This window comes from Azospirillum sp. B506, assembly GCF_000333595.1.
In the GTDB taxonomy this organism is placed as follows: domain Bacteria; phylum Pseudomonadota; class Alphaproteobacteria; order Azospirillales; family Azospirillaceae; genus Azospirillum.
The window spans coordinates 1-5,913 of record NZ_BADK01000103.1; the positions used below are offsets into that span (position 1 = coordinate 1).

A 5,913-nucleotide genomic window follows, 5' to 3' on the forward strand; every position below is an offset into this window, starting at 1 on the left:
CGCAGGCGCGCCTTCAGGGCATTCCGGTTGATCGCCAGCTCCGCCCCCACCGCCGATGTCCCTTCCGTCATCAGGGGGAAGCAGAACAGCAGGGCCTCGGGATCGATGGCGGCGCCCGCACCGATGTCCACGGTGACACGGGTCACCCGGCGGATGCCCTCCCGACCGGCGCTTTCGACCACCAGGGCGACGATGCTTTCGCACAGGGACAGTTCGTGCATCGATTTGCTCCAAAAGAAATCAGATTCCAATAGATCAATAGTTTCATGTCTTCATCAAAGCTGATGCGGATGCGTTGATGTAAATCATATTCATGTGTGCAGAGTGGTGATAGGAAAGGATGGTCTGGTCCAAAGATTGGCGTCCGATCACTCCAGACGCGGTATTTAGGACGGCTCTATGCCATTCTGGACATAACGGGTCAGTGACAATGACCGCTTCAAAGACGCAGACGCTCCGCCTCGCCGTCTTCGGCTCCGACGGATCGACACCAGGCACCATAGGTTACCATCCACCCTGACGGTGACACTGGTCCCGAACGACCGGCGTCGCCCCGGACCGGTCCCCATACACCCCACCAAAGCCCTGGTCACACCCGGCGGTCGCCCCGCCGTTCTGGCGGCAATCCCTTGTTGCCGCTGCTGGCCGGGGCACATGGCACGATCCCCGACGGGATCCCGAGGAACCAGCCCAACACCGGACATGCGAGACCGGCCCGCGCGTCACGGTTATTAGGAGGTCACCCGACCATGAGCATGATGCTGATGATCCATCCGGACAAATGCACCGGATGCCGCAATTGCGAACTCGCCTGTTCCATGGAGCATGAGGGAGACTTTCGCCCGAAAGCCTCCCGCATCCACGTCTACACCTGGGAGCGCGAAGGCTTTTCCGTTCCCATGATGTGCCAGCAGTGCAAGGACGCCGCCTGCACCACTGTCTGCATGCCGAAGGCCATGCACCGCAATCCGGCCAACGGCCAGGTCGAGCTGGACGCCGCCAAATGCATCGGCTGCAAAATGTGCGTGCAGGCCTGCCCGTTCGGATGCGCCTCCTGGGACTTTCTGGGCTCGCAAATCCTGAAATGCGACACCTGCGGCGGCGATCCGGCCTGCGCGACGATCTGCCCCACCCACGCGCTGGAATGGGTCGAGGATACGGTGTCGGCGCAGGCGCGCAAACGCTCCTTCGCAACCAGCTCAAGAACGCCTTTTGCGGAGTCTGATCATGCACGGCTGGACAGGAAAAATCCTTCGGATCAATCTTAGCACCGGCAAGATCACCACCGAAGCGTTGAAGACCGACCTGGCGCGCAACTATATCGGCGCCCGCGGTCTCGGCACCAAATACATGTATGACGAGGTGGATCCGACCGTCGATCCGCTGTCGCCGGAGAACAAGCTGATCTTCGCGTCGGGGCCGCTGACCGGCACCTTCGCGCCGTCGGCCGGCCGCTACGACGTCGTCACCAAGGGACCGCTGACCGGTACCATCGCCGCGTCGAATTCCGGCGGCGCCTGGGGGCCGGAGCTGAAATACGCCGGCTACGACATGCTGATCCTGGAAGGCCGCGCGGCCAAGGCGGTCTATCTTTGGATCCAGGACGACAAGGTGGAGATCCGCGACGCAGCCCATCTCTGGGGCAAGGACGTGCCGGAGACGACCGAGGCGCTGAACACTGAGACGGCGGCCGACGCCAAGATCGCCTGCATCGGCCCGGCGGGCGAGAATCTCTCCTACATCGCTGCCATCATGAACGACATGCAGCGCGCCGCCGGCCGCACCGGCGTCGGCGCCGTGATGGGGTCGAAGAACTTGAAGGCGGTGGTGGTGCGCGGCACCGGGTCCGTCACCGTCGCCGACAAGACGGCCTTCCTCGCCGCGGTGGGCAAGGCCAGCACCATGATCAAGGAGCACCCGGTCGGCGGCACCGGCCTGCGCCTCTACGGCACCAACGTGCTGGTCAACATCCTGAACTCGATCGGTGGCCTGCCGACCGCCAATTTCCAGGACGGCCATTTCGAGACCGCCGACAAGGTCGGCGGCGAATCGCTGGCGGCCAACCAGCTGCAGCGGCCGAAGGGCTGCTTCTCCTGCATCATCTCCTGCGGTCGAGCGACCAAGGTCAGCAATCCCAAATACAAGGGCGAAGGCGAGGGGCCGGAGTATGAAACCGCCTGGGGCTTCGGCCCGGATTGCCGGATCGACAATCTCGACGCGGTGATCAAGGCGAACTACTACTGCAACGAATACGGGCTGGACACCATCTCGATGGGCGGCACTGTCGCCTGCGCGATGGAGCTGTTCAGCCGCGGCATCATCACGCTTGAGGACACCGAGGGTCTGGAGCTCGACTTCGGCAACACCGACGCGATGGTGGAGGCGGTGCGGCTGACCGGATTGAACCAGGGCTTCGGCAAGAAGCTGGCGCTGGGCTCCTACCGGCTGGCCAGCCTCTACGGGCATCCCGAATTGTCGATGACCGTCAAGAAGCAGGAGATGCCGGCCTACGACCCGCGCGCGGTCCAGGGTATCGGCCTGAACTACGCCACCAACAACCGCGGCGGCTGCCACGTCCGCGGCTACACCATCAGCCCCGAGGTGCTGGGCGTGCCGGTCAAGGTCGACAAGGACAGCATCGACGGCAAGGCGGAACTGGTCGCCCTGTTCCAGAACCTGACGGCGGCGCTGGATTCGACCGGCTCCTGCCTGTTCACCACCTTCGGCATCGGCGCCCCCGAATTCGCCGAGCTGATGACGGCGCTGACCGGCTTCGCCTACAGCGGCGACAGCTTCATCGAGGCGGGCGAGCGGATCTGGAACTTGGAGCGGCTGTGGAACCTGAAGGCCGGCCTGACCGCCGCCGACGACACGCTGCCGCCGCGTCTGCTGAAGGAGCCGATCGTGACCGGCCCGTCGAAGGGGGCGGTCAGCCGCCTGCCGGAAATGCTGCCGCTCTATTACGGCGCCCGCGGCTGGGACGCGAACGGCGTGCCCACGCGCGAGAAGCTGAACGCGCTGGCGCTGGCCTGACCCCGTCCGGACCGCCGCTACGGCATCACGCGGCGGCGGTCCGGATGGCGATCCCGGCAGGAAGGCAGTCGTCCCATGAAAGTGTCCTATTTCGCGCTTCTGCGCGACGCCACCAGGAAACGCAGCGAAATCTGGGAGCGGCCGGCGCCCTCCGTCCGCGCCCTGCTGCGCGATCTGGCCGCCGACTACGGCCCGAACTTTTCCCGCTGGATCCTGAAGGATGGCGAACTCGCCGGCTACGCCATCATCCTGGTCAACGGCCAGGACGTGCGCGGTCTCCAGGGACTGGACACGCCACTGTCGCCGGACTCCGACGTCTTCATCTTTCCGCCGCTGGCCGGCGGCTGAGAAAGGGGCTGGTCATGACGCCCACAACGCTCCCCATCCTTCTTCTGCTCGCGGGCTTCGTCCTTCAACTCCTGCTCGCCCGCTGGCTGACCCCGGTCGCCAAGGGGGTGCTTGCGACCGCGATGGTTTTCGCCTCCTTCCTCGCGGCGCTGGCGCTGGTGCCCGCGAGCATGGACGGCGTCGCGGTGGAAGCGACGCTGCTGCCGGGCTGGGACGGGCCGTTTTCCCTCGGCCTGCGGGTCGACGGGCTGAGCGTCCTGTTCATGGTGATGGGCACCGGCATCGGCGCCGCCATCCTGCTGTTCTCCATGCGCTACATGGAGCATGAGGAGCAGGGTACGACGCGCTTCTACGCCATCATGCTGATCTTCATCGCCGGCCTGCTGCTGCTGGCGAGCGCTGCCGACATGCTGGGCGCCTACATGGCGTGGGAGGTGATCGGGCTGTGCTCCTACAGCCTGGTCGGCTTCTGGTACAAGCAGAAACCGGCGACCGACGGCGCCCGCAAGGTGCTGGTCATCACCCATCTGGCCGGCTACGGCTTCCTGGTCGGGCTGGTGCTGGTCTATGCCCGCGCCGGCGCCCTGGTGTGGACCGATCCGGCCGTCGCCTCCGCCTTCACCTCGGGGGTCGCCGCGCTGTTCATCGTCGCGGCGATGGCCAAGTCGGTGATGTTCCCTCTCCACACCTGGATCCCGGAGGCAATGAACGCGCCGACCCCGGTGTCGGCGCTGCTGCATTCCGCCTGCTACGTCAAGGCCGGCGTCTACCTGATCGCCCGCATGTATGTCGTCGGCAACGGACACTGGCAGACCGCGCTGGAGGTCCCGCTGCTGGCGGTCGGCTGCGTCACCATCCTGGTGGGCGTCATCTTCGCCATGGCGCAGACCGACCTGAAGCGGCTGCTCGCCTTCCACACCGTCAGCCAGCTCGGCTACATCGTCGTCGGGCTGGCGCTCGGCACCGATCTCGGGCTGGCGGCCGGGCTGTTCTATTGCCTGAGCCATGCGCTGTTCAAGGGCACGCTGTTCATGTGCGCCGGCGCCATCCAGCACGCCACCGGCACCCGCGACCTGCGCGACCTCGGCGGTCTCGCCACGGCGATGCCGGGGACGGCCAGGATATGGATCATCGCCGCCGCCTCCATCGCCGGCGTGCCGCTGACCAACGGCTTCGTCGCCAAATGGCTGCTGTTCAGCGCGGCGCTCGACAAGGGGCTGCTGGTCGTGGTGCTGGTCGGCTGGATCGGCAGCATCCTGACCGCCTTCTCCTTCCTGAAGGCCACCGTCAACGCCTTCTACGGCGTGCCGTCCAAGGCGCTGCTCGGCCGTCCGGTGCACGAGGCGTCGCCGAGCATGCTGGCCGGCATGGGGTCGATGGCCGGACTGTGCCTGCTGTTCGGCGTCGCGCCGCAACTGCTGATGCTGCCCATCGTCGCGCCGGCGGTGCGTTCGCTGGGATTCGACTGGGCGGTGGAGATGAGCTGGCTCGGCATCCTGACCGACCGCGGCACCATCGCGGTGACCGTCGGCGGCGGCGTGGTGCTGGCCTCGGCCATGCTCGGGCTGCTGGTCTACCGGCTGGCGCAGGCACCGGCTCCCGGGCTGGTGTCGGTCTATTCCGGCGGCGAGCCGCTGCCCGCCGGGGACCGGCCCGGTGCGGTGGACTTCGCCGAAATGGCCGAACACGCCTTTCACCCCGTCTATTCGCTCGATCCCGATCCCGGCTATCTCCGGATCTGGCGCGCCCTGACCCGTGTGGCCGGTGCGGCGCAGACCACGGTGGGCGCCGTCCTCGAGGATCGCCCGCTCCTGGCCATCGGTCTCGTCGCGGTCGCGGCGCTGACCGGCGTGTGGCTGGTCTGAGCGCTGCCGGAGACACCCGCACATGGACACCGTCCTGATACCACTCTTCCTGGGGATCGCGCTCGGCGTCGGCCTGTACGCCCGCACCATCCCGCAGGGGGACCGATCCTGGTGGCGTTTCGCCGTCGCCACGGTCGCGCTCGCCGTCGCCGCCCGGCTCGCCGGCCATTCCTGGTTCGCCACGCTGCTCGCCTCCGCCGCCGAACTGGTGGCGGTCGGCATGGTGTGGAGCGGCGGAACCGGCGCGGCGCGGGCCGCCGCCCGCAAATACCTGACGGCAGTCGTTCTCGCCACGCTCTGCACCTGGATGGCGCTGGCGCTGACCAGCCTCGGCACGCTGCGGCCGGGTGCGCCCTGGGACAAACTGGCGGTGGCGCTGCTGCTGATCGGCGTCGCGCTGAAGCTGGGGCTGGTGCCGGTCTGGTTCTGGCTGCCGGCGGTGGCGCGCGCCTCGTCGGCGATGACCACCGCGCTGATCGTCGCGGTGGTCGATGTCGGCGCCTTCTGCGAACTGCTGACGCTGCGGGACACCGCGCCCTGGATCTTCACCGGCTTCGCGCCGCTGTGGATCGGGCTGGCGGTGCTGTCGCTGCTGGGCGCCGCGCTGCTGGCGCTGGCCCAGCGCGAGTTGAAGCCGATGCTGGCTTCTCCTCGATCGACGATATGG

General features: G+C 67.0%; 6 protein-coding genes. 5 read left to right on the forward strand and 1 reads right to left on the reverse strand.

The window, feature by feature from the left end; all coding sequences use genetic code 11:
* Positions 1-221, reverse strand: a 221-nt coding sequence (locus I71_RS03815) for a hydrogenase maturation nickel metallochaperone HypA (protein WP_042690855.1), incomplete at its 3' end; no start/stop codon positions are given.
* A 528-nt stretch (positions 222-749) separates the two neighbouring features.
* Between I71_RS03815 and I71_RS03820 the strand changes: the two genes are divergently transcribed.
* The 5 genes from I71_RS03820 to I71_RS03840 form a co-directional block, all read left to right on the forward strand.
* Positions 750-1,268: a 4Fe-4S dicluster domain-containing protein gene (locus tag I71_RS03820; RefSeq protein WP_042690858.1), complete on the forward strand. Its 519-nt coding sequence runs from the start codon at positions 750-752 to the stop codon at positions 1,266-1,268.
* Complete coding sequence (locus tag I71_RS03825) at positions 1,228-3,033, forward strand: aldehyde ferredoxin oxidoreductase family protein (protein WP_042690861.1); 1,806 nt, start codon at positions 1,228-1,230, stop codon at positions 3,031-3,033. The genes I71_RS03820 and I71_RS03825 overlap by 41 nt, the downstream gene beginning before the upstream one ends.
* A 75-nt stretch (positions 3,034-3,108) precedes the next feature.
* The gene (locus I71_RS03830; RefSeq protein ID WP_042690863.1) at positions 3,109-3,381 is read left to right on the forward strand and encodes a MoaD/ThiS family protein; all 273 of its coding nucleotides are present in this window, start codon (positions 3,109-3,111) and stop codon (positions 3,379-3,381) included.
* Between the two features lie 14 nt (positions 3,382-3,395).
* Positions 3,396-5,246, forward strand: coding sequence for an NADH-quinone oxidoreductase subunit L (locus I71_RS03835; protein ID WP_042690866.1), 1,851 nt, complete (start codon positions 3,396-3,398; stop codon positions 5,244-5,246).
* A 22-nt stretch (positions 5,247-5,268) separates the two neighbouring features.
* A partial coding sequence (locus I71_RS03840) for a proton-conducting transporter membrane subunit (RefSeq protein ID WP_280109842.1) occupies positions 5,269-5,913 on the forward strand: 645 nt, incomplete at its 3' end.